The organism is Dyella lipolytica (assembly GCF_030160075.1).
GTDB classification, from domain to species: domain Bacteria; phylum Pseudomonadota; class Gammaproteobacteria; order Xanthomonadales; family Rhodanobacteraceae; genus Dyella_B; species Dyella_B lipolytica.
In genome coordinates, this window is the sequence record NZ_BSNQ01000003.1 from 20,051 (window position 1) to 41,412 (window position 21,362).

General features: G+C 61.8%; 18 protein-coding genes. 7 read left to right on the plus strand and 11 right to left on the minus strand.

The genetic code is table 11. From position 1 onward, the window contains the following. Positions 1–43 precede the first annotated feature (43 nt). From bamA to rpsB, 9 genes are all read right to left on the minus strand, one after another. Positions 44–2,488 (minus strand): outer membrane protein assembly factor BamA, encoded by a 2,445-nt coding sequence (gene bamA, locus QQL64_RS01555; RefSeq protein WP_284395349.1) that lies wholly within the window; start codon positions 2,486–2,488, stop codon positions 44–46. 221 nt (positions 2,489–2,709) lie between these two features. Further along, entirely contained in the window at positions 2,710–4,059 is a 1,350-nt protein-coding gene (rseP, locus tag QQL64_RS01560) for an RIP metalloprotease RseP (protein ID WP_284395350.1), read from the minus strand. 35 nt (positions 4,060–4,094) lie between these two features. After that, positions 4,095–5,273: a 1-deoxy-D-xylulose-5-phosphate reductoisomerase gene (gene dxr, locus QQL64_RS01565; protein ID WP_284395351.1), complete on the minus strand. Its 1,179-nt coding sequence runs from the start codon at positions 5,271–5,273 to the stop codon at positions 4,095–4,097. A gap of 10 nt (positions 5,274–5,283) precedes the next feature. Next, positions 5,284–6,114: a phosphatidate cytidylyltransferase gene (locus QQL64_RS01570; RefSeq protein ID WP_284395352.1), complete on the minus strand. Its 831-nt coding sequence runs from the start codon at positions 6,112–6,114 to the stop codon at positions 5,284–5,286. A 17-nt stretch (positions 6,115–6,131) separates the two neighbouring features. Continuing rightward, positions 6,132–6,869 carry a polyprenyl diphosphate synthase gene (gene uppS, locus QQL64_RS01575; RefSeq protein WP_284395353.1) on the minus strand — a complete coding sequence of 246 codons (738 nt, stop codon included), beginning with the start codon at positions 6,867–6,869 and terminating at the stop codon, positions 6,132–6,134. Between the two features lie 203 nt (positions 6,870–7,072). Further along, a complete protein-coding gene (gene frr, locus QQL64_RS01580) occupies positions 7,073–7,630 on the minus strand; it encodes a ribosome recycling factor (RefSeq protein WP_284395355.1) in 558 nt (185 codons plus the stop codon). 85 nt (positions 7,631–7,715) lie between these two features. Then, positions 7,716–8,438: a UMP kinase gene (gene pyrH, locus QQL64_RS01585; RefSeq protein WP_284395356.1), complete on the minus strand. Its 723-nt coding sequence runs from the start codon at positions 8,436–8,438 to the stop codon at positions 7,716–7,718. 163 nt (positions 8,439–8,601) lie between these two features. After that, the gene (gene tsf, locus QQL64_RS01590) at positions 8,602–9,483 is read right to left on the minus strand and encodes a translation elongation factor Ts (protein WP_284395357.1); all 882 of its coding nucleotides are present in this window, start codon (positions 9,481–9,483) and stop codon (positions 8,602–8,604) included. A 63-nt stretch (positions 9,484–9,546) separates the two neighbouring features. Next, the gene (gene rpsB / locus QQL64_RS01595) at positions 9,547–10,440 is read right to left on the minus strand and encodes a 30S ribosomal protein S2 (protein ID WP_284395358.1); all 894 of its coding nucleotides are present in this window, start codon (positions 10,438–10,440) and stop codon (positions 9,547–9,549) included. Positions 10,441–10,744: 304 nt separating this feature from the next. Here rpsB and map point away from each other — a divergent pair, with 304 nt between their 5' ends. From map to dapE, 7 genes are all read left to right on the plus strand, one after another. Beyond that, positions 10,745–11,509 (plus strand): type I methionyl aminopeptidase, encoded by a 765-nt coding sequence (map, locus tag QQL64_RS01600; protein ID WP_284395360.1) that lies wholly within the window; start codon positions 10,745–10,747, stop codon positions 11,507–11,509. A gap of 99 nt (positions 11,510–11,608) precedes the next feature. After that, entirely contained in the window at positions 11,609–14,254 is a 2,646-nt protein-coding gene (gene glnD, locus QQL64_RS01605; RefSeq protein ID WP_284395362.1) for a [protein-PII] uridylyltransferase, read from the plus strand. Positions 14,255–14,336: 82 nt separating this feature from the next. Continuing rightward, entirely contained in the window at positions 14,337–14,840 is a 504-nt protein-coding gene (locus tag QQL64_RS01610; RefSeq protein ID WP_284395365.1) for a PepSY domain-containing protein, read from the plus strand. An 80-nt stretch (positions 14,841–14,920) separates the two neighbouring features. After that, the gene (dapD, locus tag QQL64_RS01615) at positions 14,921–15,748 is read left to right on the plus strand and encodes a 2,3,4,5-tetrahydropyridine-2,6-dicarboxylate N-succinyltransferase (RefSeq protein ID WP_284395367.1); all 828 of its coding nucleotides are present in this window, start codon (positions 14,921–14,923) and stop codon (positions 15,746–15,748) included. Positions 15,749–15,753: 5 nt separating this feature from the next. Further along, entirely contained in the window at positions 15,754–16,533 is a 780-nt protein-coding gene (locus tag QQL64_RS01620; RefSeq protein ID WP_284395369.1) for a hypothetical protein, read from the plus strand. After that, a complete protein-coding gene (locus QQL64_RS01625) occupies positions 16,530–16,889 on the plus strand; it encodes a Spx/MgsR family RNA polymerase-binding regulatory protein (protein WP_284395371.1) in 360 nt (119 codons plus the stop codon). Before QQL64_RS01620 ends, QQL64_RS01625 begins: the two co-directional genes overlap by 4 nt. A gap of 5 nt (positions 16,890–16,894) precedes the next feature. Next, the gene (gene dapE / locus QQL64_RS01630; protein WP_284395373.1) at positions 16,895–18,046 is read left to right on the plus strand and encodes a succinyl-diaminopimelate desuccinylase; all 1,152 of its coding nucleotides are present in this window, start codon (positions 16,895–16,897) and stop codon (positions 18,044–18,046) included. 4 nt (positions 18,047–18,050) lie between these two features. On the opposite strand, the gene QQL64_RS01635 is transcribed toward dapE, so the two are convergent. Then, on the minus strand, positions 18,051–20,462 hold the full coding sequence (locus QQL64_RS01635; RefSeq protein ID WP_284395376.1) for a penicillin acylase family protein: 2,412 nt from the start codon (positions 20,460–20,462) through the stop codon (positions 18,051–18,053). Next, complete coding sequence (locus QQL64_RS01640) at positions 20,459–21,283, minus strand: phosphodiester glycosidase family protein (protein WP_284395378.1); 825 nt, start codon at positions 21,281–21,283, stop codon at positions 20,459–20,461. Before QQL64_RS01640 ends, QQL64_RS01635 begins: the two co-directional genes overlap by 4 nt. Positions 21,284–21,362 lie beyond the last annotated feature (79 nt).

Genomic DNA, 21,362 nt, shown 5'->3' on the forward strand with positions numbered 1-21,362 from the left:
TTTCTTGAAACGTGCCCTTGCGGACAGATCAGGGCTTACGGCCTTAGAACTGGCTGCCGAAGGTGAACTGGATGCGTTCCAGGTATTGGCTGTCGCCCGGCTGGGTGCGGAACGGGAAGCCAAGGCTGATGATCAGCGGACCGATCGGCGCCTGCCAGTGCAGGGAGATACCGGCAGAAGCGTCGAGACCGCCGAACTTGAAGCTCTGCAGATTCGTGTATGCCTGACCGACGTCGACAAACAAGGAGACGCGTGCTGTGTTGATGTCCTTCAGGAACGGCAGCGGCAGATAGAGCTCCGTGGTACCCAGCACCTTGAACGCACCGCCGACCGGCTGTGCGTAGGAGTAGGTGCTGTTCGGGCAGTAGCCGTTCGACTGCGCTTTGATGGGAGCGCCGTTCGTATCGACGCCTGCGCATACGCGCGGGCCGAGCGTGTTGTCCTGGAAGCCGCGCACGTCGGTCACGCCGCCGGCGTAGAAATTCATCCAGAATGGGAAGGCGACTGTCTGGCCTGCCTTGTAGCCGACCTGTGCGTTGCCACCACCGGCCGGTGTGTAGTCTGACGTGGTGTTGGCGTACTTCTGATTGCCGTACGTGTCGCCGTACGCAACCTTGCCGTCGACATACAACACGAAGCCTTTGCCGATCGGCCAATAGTGGTTGGCCTCGCCGTTGAAGATCCAGTACTGCACGGTTGAACCCGGCAGTGCGGTGCTAACCGTAGCCGTGAGCTGTCCACCGTGTGTCGGTGCCCAGTACGAGTTGCGGGTGTCGTGCACCCAGCTGAGCGAACCCGTCCAACTGTGGATGGTCTGGTGACCCAACGCATTGATGTAGTCGACCAGCGGCTGAGGGGTATAGCCCTCATACGTGTTGATCTTGGTGCTGCCGATGCCGAGGCTGCCGCTGATGCGGTCGAAGTCGGTAACCGGGATACCCAGCGTGGTGGAGAACGATTTGGTGCTGTTCGAATAGCTGGCGTACTGGCTGCCGAGGTTGCTGTAATCGGCGCGCGAGAACGTGGCGTTGTAACCGATGCCGACACCGTTTTCGGTGAGGAACGGGTTGTAGTAGCCGGCATTGATCTGCGTGAGGTAGTCGCTACGTTCGGCACTGACGCTGAAACGGTCGCCGGTGCCGAGGAAGTTGTTCTGCGACACCGAGCTCGACAGGATGATGCCGGAGTACTGCGAATAACCTACGCCGAAGGTCAGGCTGCCGGCGGATTGTTCTTCCACCTTCACCGTCAGGTCGACTTCGTCGTCGCTGCCCGGCACCACTTGCTTGTCGATGGTGACGGTCTTGAAGAAACCTAGCTGCTGCAGACGGATCTTCGAGCGGTCGATCGCCGCCTGCGAGTACCAGGAGCCTTCCAGCTGGCGCATTTCGCGGCGCAGCACGTCGTCTTCGGTGCGGGTGTTGCCCTGGAAGATCACGCGGCGCACATAAACGCGCGGACCCGGCTGGATGTACCACGTGACGTCGACGGTGTGCTTGTCCTTGTCCAGCTTGGGCACCGAGTTGACCTTGGCGAAGGCATAACCGATGTTGGCCAGCAGGGCCTTGATGGAGTCCGATGTGGCCTCGATCGCACGACGACTGAAGAGATCGCCGTTCTTCACGAACACCAGCTTGCGCAGCGTGTCTTCCGGCAGGATCAGCTGACCCAGCAGATGAGTATCGGAAATGTGGTAGATGTCGCCTTGAACAACGTCGGCCGTGATGTACATCGCGCGCTTGTCCGGCGCGATGGTGACCTGCGAGGAATCCAGGCCGAAGTCGGCGTAGCCGCGGTCCATGTAGTACGACTGCAGTTTCTTCAGGTCGCCCGAGAGCTTGTCCTGCGAATACTGATCGTTCTTCGAATACCACGACAGCCAGTTGGTGGTGCCGGTTTCGAAATCTTTCTCGATTTCCTTGTCGGTGAACGCCGTGTTGCCGACGATGTTCACTTCCTTGACCTTGGCGACCTTGCCTTCGCGAATTTCGATATCGATGGAGACGCGGTTGCGATCGAGTTCGGTCACGTGCGGGATCACCGACACGTTGTATTTGCCGCGGTTGTAATACTGACGAATCAGCTCTTGCTGGACGCGATCGATCGCGAGGCGATCGAAGGTCTCGCCCTCGGTCAGTCCGATGTCCTTCAAGCCTTTCTTGAGGTCGTCGGTCTTGATGTCGTTGTTGCCGCGAATGGTGAGCTTGGCGATCGACGGCCGTTCGACCACCTTGACCACCAGGATGCTGCCGTCACGCTCGAGTTCGACATCGCTGAAGAACTTGGTGTTGTACAACGCGCGGATGGCCTGTTGGGCCTCCTCGTTGGTGAGGCGGTCGCCCTTGTTGATCGACAGATAGTTGAACACCGTACCGGCCGAAATACGGCTCAGGCCCTCGATGCGGATATCGGAAACGACGAATGGCTCGAGTGCGAAGGCACTCGTAGAGAGAGAGGCAAGCAGGATCAGGGCGGCGATACGCTTCATCGTCGATTCCGTTGTGTTATTCGGACGAGGCGGTCGATCCGACCGCCTCGCTACATTTTTTCTGAAGCCGGAACGATCCCGACCCCGTTTTTTTATCCCCACTCACGCTGGGCATGACCGGCGAGAAAACTCCGGGTGCTGCGCGTTGCGGGTGGTTTGCCGCGTGATGAGGATGCCGCGGCCAGCAGGCAACACTGGGTTGTCGGCGGCGCGCATCCGTCTCACGAAGGCAGGATGATGTGGTGGATGTCGTTGTAGAACGCCAACCCCATCAGCGTGAACAGCAAGGCAATACCCACATATTGGCCCGCGATCATGGTCCGCTCGCTGACCGGGCTGCCCTTGATCAGCTCGATAAGGTAATACAGCAGATGCCCGCCGTCCAAGATTGGAATGGGCAGCAGGTTGATGATCGCCAGACTGAGCGACACCAGACCGAGGAATTCAAGAAACCGGTCGAGGCCCATCTGGGCCGCCGCATTGGCCACCTGGGCGATGCCGATCACACCCGAAATATTGCGGGTGGAAGCTTCGCCCATGATCATCTTGCCGACCATCCCGAAAGTCTCGGTAGTGCGCTCCCACGTAAGATCGAGCGAAGCGACCAGTGCCTTGACCGGTCCGTAATGTTGAATGGCCGTTTCAGCGGCGGAATGACCGATCCCGATCATCCAGTGGGGTGCTTCGCCATTGCGCGATTCCATGCGAGCCGTGACCGTAAAGTGCATCGGCTTGCCGTTGCGCTCCACTCCCAGCGATAGCGCAGGCGACTTGGCCGCAGCGGCCACGATCTGCTTGCTGAGATCATCGAAATTCGCTACCGCAACACCATTAACGCTGACGATACGGTCGCCGCCTTGCAATCCCGCTAGCGCAGCGGGTTCGCTTGGCTCAACGATGGCGGCAACCGCCGGTGCCGGTGCAGGCATCAACCCCAGCTTGTCCATGTATTGGCCGACGTCCTCATCGGCGGGCAGCTGATTGAGCGGCAACACCAGCGAACGTTCCGCACCATCACTGCCGCGCACCGTGACTGGCAGGGGTGTGCGACCCAGCATGGCGTTGGCAATGACATCGAACGAACCGCTCCAGGTGGTGACGGGCGTGCCACCCACGCTAAGCAGTCGATCGCCGGGTCGTATACCCGCCTGGGCCGCCATGCTTTGCGGCGCGGCAGTCACTACCGGTGCGAAATCGGTACGCCCCATCACGAACATCAACCAGAACGCAACGATGGTGAAGATGATATTGAAGCCAGGGCCGGCGGCCACGATAGCGACGCGCTTCCAGATCGGCTGCGCGGTGAATTCCTGATGACGTAGCGCGGGGTCGACCTCACCTTCACGCGCATCGAGCATCTTGACGTAACCGCCGAGCGGAATCGCAGCGATTTGATACTCAGTGCCGTCACGACCGATGCGCTTCCAAATGGCGTTGCCGAAGCCGATAGAGAAGCGCAACACCTTCACGCCGCAACGGCGAGCGACCCAGTAGTGTCCAAATTCGTGAAAGGTCACCAGCACGCCGAGCGTGACTGCCAACCAGAACACGGAGCCGAAAAAGGGATTCATCAATCAGGTACGTCTCAAGGGAAGCTCAAAGCTTATCAGCAAGCGTTGCGAAGTACCCGTCGGGCGGCCTCTCGGGCTGTCCGGTCGCGTTCGCTCAGGGTCTGAATATCGACCACAGCTTGTGCCGGCAGTTCCGTCAGAACCTGCTCGATGAGGTCGGCGATGGACAGGAAGGGCAGGGAGCCGGCCAGAAACGCGCTCACCGCGACCTCGTTGGCCGCATTGAGGATGGCCGGCGCGTCGCCGCCTTCCTTCAGGGCCTGAAAAGCGAGGGCCAGGCAGCGGAAGGTATTCAGGTCCGGCTTCTCGAAGGCCAGCGGCGCGCCGGTGGCTAGATCCAGCGCGCTTACGCCGGCTTCGATGCGCTCGGGCCAGGCCAGTGCGTAGGAAATCGCGGTACGCATGTCCGGATTGCCGAGCTGAGCCAGCACCGCGCCGTCGACGTATTCCACCAGCGAATGGACCAGGTTCTGTGGGTGCACCAGCACGTCGATCTGGTCGGCGGAGGCTTGGAACAGGTGGTGGGCCTCGATCACTTCCAGACCTTTGTTCATCAGCGTGGCCGAATCGACGGAAGTCTTGCGGCCCATGACCGAGTTCGGATGTTTGCAGACCTGTTCCGGGGTCACGGTCATCAGGTCGGGGCGACGGCGACCACGGAATGGGCCGCCCGAGGTCGTGAGGATCAACCGCTTCACGCCGCTGCTCTTGAGGTTCGGGCGACCTCCTTGCAGGCATTGAAAGATGGCGTTGTGCTCCGAATCCACCGGGATCAGCTCACTGCCGCCTTCGGCCAGTGCCCGCTGCAGGAGCGGGCCGGCCATCACGGTCGATTCCTTGTTGGCTAGCAGCAGCCGTTTGCCGGCGCGTGCCGTGGCCAGGGTGGAATCGATCGCGGCGGTGCCGGCGATAGCTGCGACCACGGTATCGCAGCGCGTCGACGCAGCGGCCTGGGTGATCGCGTCATGACCGCTGGCGATATCGCATCGAACCCCTGCGTTGGCCAGTCGGCGAGCGAGCTCGGCTTCAAGCGACGTCTCGGCGATGATCGCCAGGTCGGGCCGATGTCGAACGCACAATGCCGTCAGTGCTTCGACATTGCGGTGGGCGACCAGCACGCTGGCACGAAAGCGGTCCGGGTGACGGCTGATGACATCGAGCGTATTCGCGCCGACCGAACCAGTGGCTCCGAAGACGGCGACGTTGCGAGTCATGCCTACCCTTTCAAGGACTCAGCAGCTTCAGCAGCAACATGCCGAGCGCGAACACCGGCAGCGCGGCGAACACGCTGTCGAGGCGGTCCAGCAGGCCGCCATGGCCCGGGAACAGGACGCCTGAATCTTTGACGTTCGCGTGACGCTTCATCAGGCTTTCCAGCAAATCGCCCACGATGGAGCTGGCGACGGTCAGGATCGTTACGGCAATCAGTCCGATCAGCCGCGCATCGCGCACGCCGAGCAGCCAGCCGCCTACGACGATCACCAGCGCACTGGTCGCGAAGGCGCCATACACGCCGGCCCAGGTCTTGCCCGGGCTGATCTGCGGTGCGAGTTTGCGCTTACCGAAGAAACGGCCGGAGAAGTAAGCGCCCGTATCGGCCGCCCACACCAGCAGCATCGCGAGAAACGTCCAGACGTGGCCATGCGGCTCGCTGCCATGGATGCTCACGCCTGCGACCCAGGCCGGAAACACCACGAAAGCCCCGGCCAGCAATTTCAGGTTACGGTTTTCGGGCGTGGGCGCCGCGCCGAATGCGAAATGGCGAAGCCACACGCACACCAGCAGCCACCACGCCACCCCAGCGACGATCAACGCCGGCCACAGCCAGCCCGACGCGCGCAGCGACCACAGCACCGCAAATAGGGCGGCGGCGAACGCAAGCAGCACGCCGCGAGTGGCATGGCTCTTCATGCCGGCCAACCGTGCCCATTCCCATGTCGCTGCGAGGAAGGCCAGGGCCAGCAACAAGGCGAAGACACCTGTCGGCAACAACAGGATTAGCAGGATGACTAGCGGAGCGAGTAGCAGGGCGGTTAGGACGCGCTGGCGCAACATGAGGCGTTCCTTAGCGATCAGGCTTGGGCGACCTGATCGCCGGTGCGGCCAAAACGGCGTTCGCGGCGGGCAAAGTCATCAATGGCATGCTGTAGCGAATCCTGGTTGAAATCCGGCCACAGCGTATCGGTGAAATACAGCTCCGCATAGGCCAGTTGCCACAGCAGAAAGTTACTGATGCGGCGGTCGCCGCCGGTGCGGATAAATAGATCCAACGGCGGTACGTCGGCCAGGCAGGTCCAGCGTTCGAATGCGGTTTCGTCGATGGCTTCCACCGGCAGATCGCCGCGGGCCACGGCCGTGGCAGCCTTGCGAGCGGCCTGCACGATGTCCCAGCGGCCGCCGTAGTTGACGGCCACGTTCATATGCAGCTTGTCATTGCCCGCGGTGCGCTGCATCGCGGCGAGCATGCGTTGCTGAAGCGGAGCTTCGAAAGCGGTCAAATCGCCGATAAAGCGCAGGCGAACACCGTTGCTGTGCAACTCATCGACTTCTTTGTCCAGGGCGCGCACGAACAAATCCATCAGCGCGCCGACTTCATCTTGCGGTCGCTGCCAGTTTTCACTGGAAAACGCGAACAAGGTCAGCGCTTCTACACCCTGGCGCAGGCAGCCTTCCACCACTTCACGCACGGCCTTGCGGCCGGCGTTATGGCCGAAACTGCGCGGACGGTGGCGCGCTTTCGCCCAGCGTCCATTGCCATCCATCACGATGCCGATATGGCGGGGTACGTATTTTTGCAGGGTCGTGGTCATGGATGGAGAGTAGCGCTGACGCGATGGTTGCCTCGCTGGAGCGGATGCACGAGAAGCGATCGTCAGAAAATAGCCATGTGCGATCGCTTCATTGCCTCTTTGACGAGAGGATCGCGGCGAAGGATATGAGCCCGCGAATCTGTTGCCTCTCTCGATAGAGAGAGGACGTTCCCCAACCCCGATGGCGCAGCCGCCGATGGCCTTTACATGGCCATCAATTCCTCTTCCTTCGCCTTCGCTACGGTATCGACTTCCTTGACGAAGCGGTCGGTGAGCTTCTGGATCTCGTCGTCAGCCTTGCGTTCTTCGTCTTCGGTGATCTTCTTTTCTTTGAGCAGATCCTTGACGTGCTGCAGGGCGTCGCGGCGCACGTTGCGAATCGCGATCTTCGCGTTCTCGCCTTCGTGCGATACGTGCTTGGCCAGTTCCCTGCGGCGCTCTTCAGTGAGCGGCGGCATGTTGAGACGGATCACGGTGCCGGCGGTGGTAGGCGTGATACCCACATCGGAAGCCAGCAGAGCCTTCTCGATCGGGCCGACCATGTTCTTTTCGAACGGTGTAATGACGATCGAGCGGGCATCGGCCAAGGAGATCGACGCCACCTGATTCAGAGGCATGTCCGAGCCGTAATAGGGCACCTTGAGGTTGTCCACCAGCGTGGTACTCGCGCGACCGGTGCGCAGGCGGGACAAGTCGTGCTTGAGGGCATCGATACTCTTGCCCATGCGGGTCTGGGCATCGCGTTTGATGTCGTTGAGCATGAGGAAATCACCCGTTGGCGTGCAAGCCGCTAAGTATAGCAGGGGGGCAAAAAGCGGGAATGGGTGGCCCCGTCCCCGCTTTTCTTCAGTTTGCGTCCACCAGCGTGCCGATGGCCTCGCCGCGCATGATGCGCATCAGGTTGCCTGGCCCGGTCATGTCATAGATGCGTAGTGGCATGCGATGGTCGCGGCACAGCGCGATGGCGGCAGTGTCCATCACCGCCAGCTTGCGCTCGATCACCTGGTCGTAGCTCAGCTGCTCGAAGCGTTTGGCGTCGCTATGCTTGGCCGGATCGGCGCTGTAGACGCCATCGACCTTGGTGGCCTTGAGCAACAGGTCTGCGCCCATTTCCACCGCGCGTAGCGCAGCTGCCGAATCGGTGGTGAAGAACGGGTTGCCGGTGCCTGCCGCAAACAGCACGATGCGGCCTTTTTCGATATGGCGGATGGCGCGTCGGCGGATGAAGTCCTCGGCCACGTCGTGGATCTGGATCGCGCTCATCACGCGTGCGAAACCGCCGCGCTTTTCGATGGCGTCCTGCATGGCTAGTGCATTCATCACGGTGGCCAGCATGCCCATGTGATCGCCAGTAACGCGGTCCATGCCTGCCGCGGCCAGCCCGGCGCCGCGGAAGATGTTGCCGCCGCCGATCACCACGCCGATCTGTACACCGGCCTTTTGTATTTCGATAATTTCGTCGGCCAGTCGGCCGATCATCTTCGGATCGATACCGTAGTCGGCATCGCCCATCAATGCTTCACCAGAGAGCTTGAGCAAGATGCGTCGGTACTTTAGCTGTTCGCTCATGGAGGCTCCGGATTGTGTGATGCAAAACGCGGGCATTGTAGCGGAGGCCGGCGTGAAACGTCAGCGCATCAGCCCGAATCTGCGCGCTATGGTCCTCTCGTTCGTGTTTCGGGCATAAAAAAAGCCGCGGCTTGCCGCGGCTTTTTTGGTAAGTCGATCAGGCTTACGCCAGACCCGCTTGCTTCATCACTTCGGCAGCGAAATCGTCCTGCACCTTTTCGATACCTTCGCCGACAGCCAGGCGGGCCACCGAGATCACATCGGCGCCTTCCTTCTTCAGCACGTCGCCGACCGTGGTGTTGGTATCCAACACGTAGGGCTGGCCGAGCAGGGTGACTTCGGAAATGATCTTGTTGACCTTGCCGCCGACGATCTTTTCGAGGATCTCGGCCGGTTTGGCCTTTTCCTTGTCCGACATCTGGCTCAGCGCGATTTCCTTTTCTTTGGCCAGGAAGTCGGCCGGGACGTCCTCGGCACGCACGTAGGCCGGGTTCATCGCGGCCACATGCATGGCGATGCCCTTGGCGAGATCTTCGGAGCCGCCCTTGAGCGCGACCAGCACGCCAATGCGACCACCGTGGATGTAGCTGCCGATGGTGCCGCTATGAGAGACGCGCGCCATACGACGCACCTGGATGTTCTCGCCGATGGTGGCGACCAGGGTCTTGGCGGCTTCTTCCACAGTGCTGCCGCCCGGGTAGGCGGCGGCCTTCAGCGCGTCGACATCGCTGGCGCCGGACTTCAGCGCCACGTCGGCGACGTTGTCGCTGAACTTCACGAAGCTGTCGTCCTTGGCGACGAAGTCGGTTTCGCTGTTCACTTCGACCAGCACGGCGCTGCCGGCGGCCTGAGCGGACACAACGCGGCCTTCGGCGGCCACGCGGCCGGCCTTCTTATCGGCCTTGGCCAGGCCGGACTTGCGCAGCCATTCCATGGCGACGTCGATGTCACCGTTGTTTTCGACCAGCGCCTTCTTGCATTCCATCATGCCGGCGCCGGAACGCTCACGCAGTTCCTTGACCAGTTGGGCGGAAATAGTGCTCATCAGGGTTCCTCGGGAATCTTGAATGTGCCGTGGCGGACACGCCGCCACGGCAGCGGGTAAGGCTTACTCGGCGTCCGGAGCGGCGTCGTGCGAACGGCCGCCGCGACCGCCGCGACCACCGCGGTTGTCACGATCGCCGCCGCGCGGGGCGCCCTTCTTGGCCGGCGCATTGCGACGCGGTGCGGCAGCCTTGCGCTCGTCGTCCTTGGCGACCGGGTTGCCTTCACCGTCCAGCTCGACGAACTCGTTGGCGTCGCCCTGGGCGGCAGCCGGTGCGGCAGCCTTGCCTTCGAGGATCGAGTCGGCGGCGGCACGGGCGTACAGCTGGATGGCGCGGATGGCGTCGTCGTTGCCCGGGATGGCGTAATCGACCAGCTCCGGGTTGTAGTTGGTGTCGACCACGGCGATCACCGGGATGCCGAGCTTCTTGGCTTCCTGCACGGCGATGTTTTCATGGCCGATATCGACCACGAACAGCGCGTCGGGCAGGCGGTTCATGTTCTTGATGCCGCCCAGCGAGTTTTCCAGCTTGGCGCGCTCGCGGCGGCGGGCCAGCACTTCGTGCTTGACCAGCTTGTCGAAGCTGCCATCGGTTTCGGCTGCTTCCAGTTCCTTCAAGCGGGCGACCGACTGCTTCACCGTGCGGAAGTTGGTGAGCATGCCGCCGAGCCAGCGGGCGGTGACGAAGGGCATGCCGGCGCGCGCGGCTTCTTCAGCCAGGGCTTCGCGGGCGGAGCGCTTGGTGCCGACGAACAGCACGGTGCCGCGCTTCTGCGCAAGACCCGACAGGAAGTTCATCGCGTCGGTGAACAGCGGCAGGGTCTTTTCGAGGTTGATGATGTGGATCTTGCCGCGGGCGCCAAAGATGTACGGAGCCATCTTCGGGTTCCAGTAGCGGGTCTGGTGACCGAAATGCACGCCAGCTTCCAGCATCTGACGCATGGTGACTTGAGCCATGGTGTTACTCCAGCAGTGGGCCTTTTCAGGTGGCCCGGGGGTTGGGACCTCCACGTATCCCCAGCTTCGACCGCAATGCCCATGGTTAGGAGGACATCGCAGCACCCCGAAGACGGTGCCGATACGTGTGTGGCATTGGTTGGGCTTGTACCGCAGGGCGGTTACAATCCCGCTTCGCTTTGCGCCGTGCTGGCCATCGATTGGCCGGAAGCGGTCTGCAAAACCCGGAAAGTATAGCCGGGGCCGAGACTTCGCGGCAAGTCACTGGTTTTTAGAGACTTTGCCGCCATATCACAGTGGAACTATGGCCATTACCCTGAAAACCGCCCAAGACCTCCAAGGCATGCGCGTCGCCGGCCAGCTGGCGGCCGAAGTGCTGGCCATGCTCAAGGAGCACGTCAAGCCCGGCGTCACCACCGAAGAGCTGGATCGGCTCGCCTACGAGCACATCGTGAACGTGCAGAAGGCGGTCCCTGCCAATGTGGGTTACCACGGCTTCCCCAAGACCCTGTGCACCTCGGTCAACCATGTGATCTGCCACGGCATTCCCAGCCCGGGCAAAGTGCTCAAGGACGGCGACATCATCAATCTCGATGTCACCGTCATCAAAGATGGCTGGCACGGCGATACGAGCCGCATGTATTACGTGGGCACGCCCGGCGTGCTCGCAAAACGCCTGGTAGAAACCACCCATGAAGCGATGATGCGTGGCATCGAGACGGTGCGTCCCGGCGCGACGCTGGGCGATGTCGGCCACGCCATCCAGAAGCATGCCGAAGCGGCGGGTTTCTCGGTAGTGCGCGAGTATTGCGGACATGGCATCGGCAAGGTGTATCACGACGAGCCGCAGGTTCTGCATTACGGCAAGCCGGGTACTGGCGTGGTGCTGCAGAAGGGCATGACGTTCACCGTCGAGCCGATGATCAATGCCGGCAAACCGCAAACCAAGCAGTTGCCGGATGGATGGACGGTGGTGACCAAGGATCACTCGCTATCGGCGCAGTGGGAGCACACGATCGCCGTCACCGACGATGGCTACGAGATCCTCACGCCCTGGCCGGATGCGTAACCGCCAGTTCGGGTTCGCCTCAACGACACGCATCATGTTCCCTCGCTGCTTGAGCAGAGGGCTACGCTCGTTGCCTGATTCCTTGGATGCTGTGGATCCATGACCGAGGTCGCTGCTCTCCATCTGCCGCCACTCCCGCGCTTGCCGGTCGCCGTGCCGCGCTCGGGTGTGTCCGGCGAAGCGCGCCGCGCATTGCGGCAGTTGCTCGGCGACCTGGACCGCGCCATCGCGTTGGCCTTCCGCGACGGTGCCGATGCGACCGCGCTGGCGCGCCGGCGCGGCGAATCCGTCACGCGCATCGTGGTGCACGTATGGACGGCCTGCCTCGGCGAAGTCAGCAACGCAGCACTATTTGCCATCGGCGGTTTTGGGCGTGGGCTGCTGTTTCCTTATTCGGATATCGACCTGCTGGCGTTGGTTGAGCAACCCGACACGACACGCTTGCGCGCGCTCGAACAATGCTTCGCCACGCTGTGGGACATTGGGCTGAAAGTCGGGCATGCCGTGCGCGATCCAGCGCAATGCCAGACACTCGCAGCGGCGGATGCTAGCGTTTTCACCAGCCTGCTCGATGCGCGGCGTCTGGTCGGTGATCCGGCGCTCGACGCGAGCCTACGCGTGATCGTCGATGCACCGGGTTTGTGGCCGCCGCGCGAGTATCTGCGCGCGCGCCTCGCCGAGCGCGATGCGCGTCACGCGCGTTTCGACGACACCGCCTACAACCTTGAACCCAATCTCAAAGACGGTCCCGGTGGTTTGCGCACGCTTGATTCACTGCGTTGGCTGGGACAACGGTTGGCTCATGCGGGCGATTTTCCTCACATGGTCGCCGAAGGTCTGCTCGATCCTGCCGAATGCGACACCCTGCTGCAGGCCGAGGCAACTTTGCGCCGCTACCGCTTCGCCCTGCATCTGGAGGCGGGCAGACCGGAGGAGCGGTTGCTGTTCGATCATCAACGCGCACTCGCAGCGCGTCTCGGGTTCGAGGACGAACACGAAAAGAACCTTGGCGTCGAACAGTTCATGCAGGGCTACTACCGCGCAGCGAGCCAGGTGGAGCGTCTAGGCGTACAGATTTCCGACCGCTTCCAGGAAATGCTCGAGCCACCCAGCGCCCCCCAGTCGGTAGGTAGGGACTTCGTTCGCTACGGCGCGCGGCTGGCGGTGCGCGATCCCGATCTTTTCATGCATCGGCCGGCTGCGCTCGTCGATATCTTCATCGCACGACTCGACGAGCAGGGCTTGATCGGCTTCACTGCCGACACCATGCGTCGCATCCATCAAGCGACCGCTGGGCAAGGCATCGCACTTGCCGACGATCCGCAGGTGCTGGTGTCTTTCCTGCAACTGTTGCGCCGCGGTGCGCCCGCGGTCGATGCGCTGTGGCGCATGAACCGCCACGGTCTGCTGGCGGCGATCCTGCCTGCATTCGGCAAGGTGTTCGGCCGCATGCAGTACGACTTGTTCCACGTCTACACCGTGGACGAACACACCTTGCGTGTATTGCGCAACATGGCGCGTTTTGCCGAGCCCGCGACACAGGCCGAATTTCCGCTTGCATGCGAAGTGTGGCCGACGTTGCCTAAGCCGGAAGTGCTGTTGCTCGCGGCACTGTTTCATGACATCGCGAAGGGACGCGGTGGCGATCACTCTGTGTTGGGCGAAGAGGACGCGCGAGCGTTCTGTCACAAACTAGGTCTGCCGGAAGACGACACCGAGCGTGTAGCGTGGTTGGTGCGCTGGCATCTGTTGATGAGTACTACCGCGCAGCGGCAGGACATCACCGATCCGGATGTCGTGCATCGCTTTGCCGAAACCGTCGGTGGCCGGGAGCGGCTCGGCCAGCTTTATCTGCTGACCATTGCCGACATCATCGGTACCAGTCCGCGTTTATGGAATGCATGGAAAGATCGCCTGCTGGCCGACCTTTACACAGCGACACGTTATGCCCTGCGACGCGATGCAAAGCCCTCGCCGAACGCAGCGGCGCGCATCGCCGCCTGCCGCGAGCAGTCCCTGGCACTGTTGAAAGCCGAAGGCTACGATCCCGCTGCCGTCGAGCAGGTCTGGGCAGGGTTCCCCGCCCTGAGCTTTCTACGTCACCATCCGCAGCAGGTTGCCTGGCAGACCGCCGCGATTTTGCAGTCTGGCGGCAAGCTGCCGCTGATCGCCGTGCATCCGCTATCCGTGCGCGGTAGTACCGAACTCTTCGTCTGCGCGCCTGATCGCGATGGCTTGTTCGCCAACGTCACGGCGATGCTCGACCGTCTGCACTTTTCGGTGATGGAAGCACGTGTGCTTGTGTCGCCCGACGGCAAGGCGATGGACACGTTCCTGCTGCTGGAGGCGGAAAATCAAAAACCGGCCAGCGCAGATCGTGCCGAAGAGCTGCATCAGCGCCTGCAACGCGCGCTGGCGCAATCGGCGCCGATCATGCCGCCTCGGCGCAGCATGTCGCGGCATCTGAAGCATTTCCAGATGACCCCGCGCATCGACTTCAAACACTCCGGGGGGCGCACCCAGATGGCTCTGGTATGCAGCGACCGGCCAGGCCTGCTGGCGGCGGTGACGCAGGTCATGATGGCCTGCGAGGTACGCGTGCACGATGCACGCATTGCCACTTTCGGTGAGCGGGTGGAGGACTTTTTCCAGCTCACCGACCGCCGCAATGCACCGTTGAGCGAGACACAGCAACAGCGTCTGTGGCAGGCTTTGGCGGAGCGGATCGGACCAGCCAAGGGATGATTCCCGCGGGGCCGCGCATGCGGCCCGTCATCGTGAATCCCCTTTTCCCGTTTGGTTGACCAGCCAAGAAGGCCGTGTATCCATGTCCGTATCCCACGCATTTCTCAAACTCGTGCGGCAGATCCATCTTTACGTCGGCGTATTTATCGCGCCGACCTTGCTGTTTTTCGCGCTCAGCGGCGGCCTGCAGGTGTTTAGCCTGCACGAAACGACCCGTGGCAGCGATTACAAGCCGCCGTCCTGGCTGATGACACTAGCCCAGTTGCACAAGAAACAGACCATGACGGTTCCGGCGCGTAAGCCACACCCGGTCGACGCTGACGAACATCGCCTGGCTCCGGCGGCTTCCGCTTCCACGCCGGTCGTCAATCCTGTGGCGCCGGTACAGATCAAGCCCGATGCCCCGAAGGCTGAGGCGGGAAATCCGCTGCCTCTGAAAATATTCTTCGCCTTCGTCGCGCTGGGTTTGTTTGTGTCGACCCTCATTGGCGTGTACATGGCTTATCGCTATACACGTCAACCTGTTCTGATTAGCGTTGTACTGGTGGCGGGTATCGTATTGCCTGTCGTACTTGCACTGATCTGAGTAAAGGCTACGCCGACGACACGTCGCCGCCTGGCGCGTGGATGTAATCTTCACCATCGATCCGAACACGAGTCACTCCCATGCAGTCCATCGAAAGCCTAATCAACGACGCCTTCGAACGTCGCAACGAACTCAGCCAGAGCGAAATCGAAACTCATCTGCGTCCTGCGCTGGGTCATGTGCTCGATTTGCTTGAGTCGGGCGAACAGCGCGTTGCTGCGCCGGATGGCAAAGGTGGCTGGACCGTTAACCAGTGGTTGAAGAAGGCGGTGCTGCTGTATTTCCGCATCAACAGCAATCGTGTGGTCGACGGCGGTGCGGCGTTGGCATTCGACAAGGTGCCGCTGCGTTTCGCGCATGGCAACGATGCGGAGCTGCAAGGCCTTGGCGCGCGCGTCGTGCCTGGCGCGCTAGTGCGTCGCGGTGCGCATGTGGCGAAAGATGCGGTGTTGATGCCTAGCTACGTCAACATCGGCGCGCATGTCGGCGCCGGCACGATGGTGGATACGTGGGCCACCGTGGGTTCCTGTGCGCAGATCGGTGCCGGTGTGCACCTGTCGGGTGGTGTCGGCATCGGCGGCGTGCTGGAACCGCTGCAGGCCAATCCCACCATCATCGAAGACAACTGCTTTATCGGCGCGCGCTCCGAAGTGGTCGAAGGCGTGGTGGTGGAGAAGGGCAGCGTCATCGGCATGGGTGTTTTCCTTGGCCAGTCCACCCGCATCTACAACCGTGCAACGGGCGAGATCAGCTACGGTCGTGTACCGGCTGGCAGTGTGGTCGTCGCCGGCAATCTGCCCGCGAAGGACGGCAGCCACAGTCTGTATGCGGCGATCATCGTCAAGCAGGTGGACGAGAAGACACGCAGCAAGACCGGCATCAACGAACTTCTGCGCAGCGGCGAGTGAGCGGAGTGCCCATCGCAGCCCCAGCTCAACGCGTGCGAGGCCGTGCTTGCGCATTGGCCATGTTGGGTGTGGTGCTGTTGATACTCGCGTTTGCGCTGCCGCCCTTCGCGCAGCCGCAGGGTTATCACGATTTTGCGGATCAACGTGCATGGCTGGGCATTCCCAACTATGGGAACATTGCGTCGAATGTGATGTTCCTCGTGGTCGGACTGGTTGGCCTGGCGGCGATGCGCACACCTTCGGTGCGTGCGATGGAATCCACGCCACGGCATGCCTACGCATGGATGTTCCTTGGTCTGGTGTTCACCGCCTTCGGCTCCGGCTACTACCACTGGGCACCCTCGGATGCGCGATTGGTGTGGGATCGGTTGCCGATGACCGTGGTGTTCATGCCGCTGCTCGCCGCGATCTATGCCGAACGGCTGCGCTGGCGTTCGGACTTGCCGTTGCTGGTGCTGACGCTGCTCGGTGTAGGCAGCGTGGTGTATTGGAAGCTCAGCGATAACCTGATGCCTTATCTGATCGCGCAAGGCGGTGCGATTCTCCTGATCTTGCTTGCACTGGCCTTGTTGCCGACATCATGGACCGAACGCCGTATGCTGCTGCCAGCGCTGGCGTGTTATGCGGTGGCGTTTGTCTGTGAAAAGTTTGATTTGGCGATCTTCCGGCTGACGGCAGGCGTCATCAGCGGGCACACGATCAAGCATCTGGCTGCGGCGGCCACTTTTTACTTCATTCTGCGCATGCTGCAACGGCAACAACGCAAGACGGATCTCAATCCATGACTATCCCAACGCTCTACGGTCTCCCGAACTGCGACACCTGCAAGAAGGCGCGCAACTGGCTGGCACGCTTCGAAGTGGCGCATGAATTCGTCGATTACCGCGCGAATCCAGTACCCGCGGCGACGTTGAAAAACTGGGCGCAGCAACTCGGCGGCTGGGAGAAGCTGATCAACAAGGCCGGTACCACCTGGCGCAATCTGTTGCCGCAGCGTAAGAACCCCGGCAGCGATCCGGAATGGACGTTGCTGTTGAAGGAATACCCCGCACTAATTCGCCGCCCGGTCGTGGTGCAGCCTGATGGCGCAGTCAGCGTCGGGTTCACCGACAATGGCTTCAAGAAACTGTTCGGGCGTTGACCGTTATGTCCGAGGTATGTGATCTCGCCACCGACCTGATCCGTCGCCGCTCGGTGACACCCGAAGACGCCGGCTGTTTGCCGCTGATCGGCGATCGCCTGCGCCGGCTAGGCTTTCATGTCAAACACTTGCGCTACGGCGAAGTGGACAACCTGTGGGCCACGCACGGTGCGGATAACGCGCCGGGGCAACGGCCGCTACTCGTCTTTCTCGGCCACACTGATGTCGTGCCCAGCGGTCCGGAAGACGCGTGGCAAAGCCCGCCGTTCGAACCGACTGTGCGCGATGGACGTCTGTATGGCCGTGGTGCTGCCGACATGAAAGGCTCGGTGGCGGCGATGGTGGTGGCGCTTGAGCGTTTTGTTGCTGAGCATCCCGATCACGCGGGTCGCGTAGGTTTGCTGCTGACTAGCGACGAAGAAGGCCCAACCAATCTCGACGGTGTGCGGCGCGTCGCCGAACACTTCCGCGCGACCGGCGAGCGCATCGATTGGTGCGTCGTAGGCGAACCCTCGGCGAAGCAGAAACTCGGCGACCTGATTCGCGTCGGCCGTCGCGGCTCGTTGTCTGCGACCTTGACCGTGCGCGGTGTGCAAGGGCATGTCGCTTATCCCGAGAAAGCACTCAATCCGATCCATGCGTTTGCGCCCGCACTCACCGCCCTGGCGACCGAACGCTGGGACAATGGCAACGCCGATTTTCCACCGACCTCGTTCCAGGTCTCCAATCTCAACGCCGGCACCGGTGCCAACAACGTGATACCTGGCTCGCTCACGGCGTTGATCAACTTCCGCTACAGCACCGCAAGCACGGCTGCGGATCTACGTCAGCGCACCGAGGCGATCCTCGCCGCTCACGGATTGGATTACACGCTCGAATGGAATCTTTCCGGTGAATCGTTCTTGACGCCGCCGGGCGGTCATCTGCGCGAAGTGGTCGTAGCGGTGTGCCGCGATCTTTGTGGGCTCGAGCCGGAACAAAGTACGGGAGGCGGCACGTCGGATGGGCGGTTCATTGCACCCTTGGGTGCGGAAGTCGTCGAGTTGGGTCCCGTCAACGCCACCATCCACAAAGTGGATGAATGTGTCGATGTGGCTGAACTCGAACGTCTTCCGGACTTGTATCAGGCCATTTGCGAGCGGATGTTGCTGGCGTAGTGCGTTATGAAGCGGGCTGCAGCGTCAGCGTGTGCTGGTCGCTTCCTGGCAGCAACGGTGTCGGCCGACCTTTGACCCAATCCTCGTGACCGGCGCCGTAGAACGGCGATAGCGGGTTATCGCTTTGGCCGCCCGGCATTTCCAGAATGCCTTGGTCCTCATGACCTGGCGCCACGTCGAATCGCTCGGAAGCACCGAAGCCAGGGGCGGCAACACGCGGCATGTTGTGGTCACCCGGTAGTTCGTCGTCCGGCATGTTTAGCCAGCCTGCGATGAAGCGAGGCAGGGCGCGCGAAAGGGGATGATTGACCTGCGCGTGATTGACCTCGCCCCAGGTGCGCGCGGCGAATCCTCCCGGTTGTTTGCTCAAGGTGTCGGCCACATTCTGTGCGGCCTGCAGCAGCAGCGCATGCCAATCGTGATAGGTCGGATCGAGCAGATTGGCCGGCTGTTGCTGGATCATCGCCCACACCGCGGCTTCCTGATCGCCGGGGCCTGGCCACTCGAAATCCGGGAAGCGTTGCTGGATCTGCGCGGCGAAAGGCGCCAGCACCAGTTTGTGCACTTCGTCGCGGAACGCATGCACCAGTCGGTAGTCCACGCTATCGACCGCCGCTTCGTCGCGCCAACTAGCAGTGAGCTGGCGCATTTGATCGAGCGTCGGGTTTTGTGTGCTCGCCAGCGTCTGTTGCAGCAACTGCTGCCAGCGAGTGAGGAAGACGGCGTGATCGTCGAGCTGGATGTCGAGCAGGTTGCCAGCGCCAAAATCGGCGCGTGCATGCAGATCGTCGCGGATCTGCTGAGCGCGTGCGCCGAGGTCGTGTCCGCCATCGCCGAGCAAGCTCAGGTCATCGCCGCCGACCGTGCGATTGTTGGCGGTCCAAAGCCGTCCATCGGCGGGGTTCTCGATGCGCGGGTATTGCGATGGCGCGGCCCAGCCAGTCCAGCCGGTGTTCGCTTGCGACCAGTCGGCCGGACGCTGTGGGTCGAATCCTGTGCGCAGCGGAATGCTGTTGCCGGCGATGGTCCAACCGATATGGCCGGCGCTGTCGGCGACGACGAAGTTCTGAGGCGGCATGCCCAGCGTCGGTGCGAGATCCAGCGCGGCCGATGCGCTGGTGGTGCGTTCCAACTGCATCAAGGCAACGTTGTAGCCGCGGGGCAGGCCGCCAATCCACGCCAGTGCAAGCGGGGCACCGTCGGTGTCCTTTGCCAGAATCGGTCCCCAGCGCGTGTCTTCTACTTCCAGGATGTGGGGCGGAGCGCCTTTGATGCGAATCGCTTCCTCGTGTTTGTCGATCGTTGCCCAACCCTCCGGTACTTTGTAGCGGCTCGAGTCATGCGGATCGCGCTGCACGCGAACCCAATCCAGCCAGTCGCCGTAGCTGTTGGTGAAGCCCCAGGCGATTTGGCCGTTCGAACCGACCACCAGCGCCGGTGTGCCGGGAAGGGTGACGCCGACGGCATCGCGCTGTCCGTTGGGTGCGGTCGGATCGGGATAGCGCAAGCGTGCGCGGAACCAGATATCGGGTACGCGCAGGCTCAGATGCATGTCGTTGGCCACCATGGCCGAACCGGTGCGCGAGAGATTGCCGGCGATGGCGAAGCTGTTACTGCCAGGAAAGGCTTCGTCCACTTTCATGGCGGATACGTCGGCGAGTTTTGCGTTCCCGGTGCTGGCACCCAGGTGGTGCAGATCGTAGACATCTGCGCCGGGAATCACGGGCGACTGTGCAGCCGCATCCTTCAAGGGTGCTTCCCAGTTCGGGTCGGCGGCAAGCAGGAAGCTGTCCAGTGTGTCCGGCAGTACCGCATGCATTTGTGCGATATGCAATTCGCGTTCGTCGCGACCGTCGCCGTTGAGGTCCAGATACATCGCGGCGATCACCAGCAGACTGTCTTCCGAGCGCCACGCTTGCGGCTTGGTGCCTAACAGCAGGTATTCCCACGGCTGCTTGCGCAAATTGGCCAGTCCCGCGTTGACGCCGTCGCGGTAAAGATCCAGCGTGTGCTTTTGATCCGGTGGCAACGCGGCATAAGCGGCTTCGGCCACAGCGCGCAGGCGATGGCGCCGATGGTTGATATCCGTATCCAGCGCTGCGGGGCCGACCAGTTCGGACAGTTCGCCGGCCGAAACGCGGCGCATCAGATCCATCCCGAAGAAGCGTTCCTGCGCATGCACGTAGCCAAGCGCGAAGTCGATGTCATCGCGTGACTGGGCGGTCAATGTCGCCGTACCGAGTGCATCGCGTTTGATCGTGACGGCGTGGCCCAGACCAGCCAATCGTCGCTCGCCGTCAAGCTGGGCGCGGCTGCATGCAAGCAGCCACCAGCCTGTAGCGAAGACACCGATCAGTACGATCACAAGCAACATCAGCAGCGCGCGAAGCCAGCGAAAGCGAGGTTTCGTAGTCATTGATCGGCAAATACCGCGAAGATGCCCGCGTAGGGCTTGACCATAAAGGTGGGAGCACCCGTGTAGCCGGTGCCGTCGATATAAAACTGAGAGATGCTGCCGTCCAGATATAGCGCATCGCGACAGCCGAGTTTGTCGCGAAACAGCGAGGCGAAGGTGTGAAAGTTCACCGGCGATTCGCTTACTACGAAGATGACTTGGTAAGGACTATGCACGCACACGCCGCTGCGCCATTTCGTGCTGCTGGAGTCATCGACGAATTGGTTATTGATTTCCCCATCGACCACCAGCATCGGCCCCGATTGTGTGGCCCAGTCGACGGGCTTGCTGTCGGTCTTGAAGTCCGTGCTGGTGCGCACTGCGGCATGGCCATCCGGATAGATCGCGAACACGCCGTTGGGACGGATCGAAAAGTTGCCCGCAGCGGGATTGCCATGGAACAGATTCAACGGCACCAGGGTCTTGCCGTTTTCCACGTATAGCCCAAGCGGCGCAAACGATTGATCGTAGATGCCAGCGTTGGCTGCGAACATCAAGCGCTTGCCGTTCGAGGCGCCCCATTCGCGCAATGTTTGAATATCGCCGAATGCCTGGCCAGTGTCCGGATTGCGCCAGTGCAGACGGAGCGATTCGCGATGCAGATCCAGTTTGACGACAGAGAAGTCCTGGTCCTGGAAAGCCATTTCGCGACTTTCCATCGGCTGGATCTGGTTGCAGCCGGCCAACGACACGAGCACCCCCGATAGAGCAAGCCCAAGCAGGGCGGGCGAACGAGGCATCAGGTCGCGTAGCAACCGTTTGGCGAGCATGACGGGGTGCATGCAACGATGGTCGCCGCCCGATGGCCATGGATGCAAGACCATTTTTTGCGTTTAGCGCTTAAACTCCGGTTTTGCTCAC